Origin of the sequence: Flavobacterium sp. (assembly GCF_035760125.1) — a bacterium.
Classification (GTDB): domain Bacteria; phylum Bacteroidota; class Bacteroidia; order Flavobacteriales; family Flavobacteriaceae; genus Flavobacterium.
On record NZ_DASTTN010000521.1, the window covers coordinates 1 to 2,039 of the forward strand.

At 31.0% G+C, this 2,039-nt stretch carries 2 protein-coding genes; one reads left to right on the top strand and one right to left on the bottom strand.

Annotated elements, in window-relative coordinates:
- On the bottom strand, positions 1–592 hold a 592-nt coding region (locus VFS71_RS18560), incomplete at its 3' end, for an HD domain-containing protein (protein WP_326403123.1).
- Between the two features lie 326 nt (positions 593–918).
- Between VFS71_RS18560 and VFS71_RS18565 the strand changes: the two genes are divergently transcribed.
- Positions 919–2,039, top strand: a 1,121-nt coding sequence (locus VFS71_RS18565) for a metallophosphoesterase (RefSeq protein ID WP_326403124.1), incomplete at its 3' end; no start/stop codon positions are given.

Below are 2,039 nucleotides of genomic sequence, written 5' to 3' on the forward strand. Positions count from 1 at the left end.
TCATTTTTTTTATTTTTTTTCGAAGTCGTTTTATGTTTTTATCTTTTAATGGCTGCCAATGTTCAATCGCATAAGGAGTATAAAACTGGTGAATTTTTGACAAAAAGAATTCATTTTCTTTGGCCCATTCTAACTCTGTAAACAATTTTCCCTCAACATTTTCCCATTCTTTCCTCAAGCCTTCACAAGTATCTACATAATCATCATTCAGAATATGATAATAGTCTGCATCCTTAATGATTTTTTCCAAAAGAGTTTTTGGCACATACTCCTTGGTTGTTACTTTAATTAAATTAGAGACATTAGTAATATACTCCTCAGGTTTTCCCTTTTCTTTCAAAAAATGAGTAGCAATTTCAACACCGGAACTCTCATGATCCTTACAACCTTTTGTATATCCCGTATCATGAAACCAAGCCGCTATCAATAAAATCTCTTTATCCTGAAGTGAGATTTTTTCTTCATCACATAATCTATTCACGGCGTTAACAACACCTGTGGTATGATTCAAATTATGATATGTATATAAACCCGAGAGTTTACTTTCCACTAGATCGGATACAAAATCCTGAACTTGATTTACGAGAGTCATAAAAAAAAATTTATCCGTCTAAATTATGAAATTGTTCTTTGAAAATCATTTTATACTGAAGAATAAATAAATCTTAGTATCTTTTTGGTCTTTAATATTTTAAATTTGTTTAAAAGTAAGATTGATTAAATCAATTATCTTTACTTAATATCGTCGAAAAATCGGTAAAAAACTCGAGATTTCGCTAAATTTAGAATAACCAAATCTTCAATCAGTTGCTATTAGGCACAATTTATAAAAGGCATGATTGTTGAATTTATATAAAAAGGAAAAACTTATTTTTGACCAATAGATAATCTAAAAACTAACCAATTTAAAATGCAAACATGAGATTGTTTTCAAAAAATTGTTTCATAATCAGTTCTACCTTCATTGTTTTAGTGTTGGTTCTACATTCTTGCGCTACATACTATCCCCAATACGGTAAAAATTTAGAAAATGAAATTACCCAAAACACACTAGATTCCTCAAAAATTGTCCATACATTTTACTTAATTGGTGATGCTGGAAGTCCTAATAAAGACAAAGCTCAAGAAACACTTTCATTACTTCAAAAAAGGTTAGAAAATTCGAATAAAAAAAGTACACTATTATTTCTTGGCGACAATATTTATCCCAACGGATTTCCAAGCAACAAATCTCCAGAAGAACAGGTTTCTGCTGAAACTAAACTTACAAAACAGTTAGAATTATCTAAAAATTTTAAAGGAAGAACAATTTTTATTCCAGGAAACCATGATTGGGCAAGCGGAATTTCGGGCTTAGAACGTCAAGCAAAATTTATAACCAACTACCTAAAAGATAAAAAAGCTTTTTTACCACAAAAAAACTGTGGTTTAGAAGAATTAAAGATTGACAAAAACATAACTTTAATCACTATTGATAGTCAATGGTTTCTGGAAGACTGGGACAAATATCCAACTATAAATGACAATTGCAGTATCAAAACCCGCGAAGATTTTTTTGACGAACTGGCAAGTATCTTGAATAAAAACCAAGACAAAACAATAATCCTTGCGCTTCACCATCCATTAATGAGCAATGGAACCAGTGGCGGACAATATTCAGCTGAAAAAGAACTTTTTCCTACTGAACAAAAAATTCCATTGCCCATTATTGGCTCTGTATTTAATTTGACCCGAAAAACATCGGGTGTCTATCCGCAGGATATTCAAAATAAGGTGTATCTCTATTTTACCAAAAGGGTGAAAACACTTTTGCAAAATCAAAAAAATGTAATTGTTGTCTCGGGGCATGACCATAATTTACAATATTTAAGCAAAAACAATATTACACAAATCATTACTGGTGCAGGTTCCAAATCAGAAGCCGCCAAAGCTGTCAATCCAAATGATTTTTCGTATGGTGGAAATGGTTATGCAACATTGACACTTTATAAAAATGGAGAAACTAAAGTATCCTTTTATGGCAATGAAAATAAACAGGA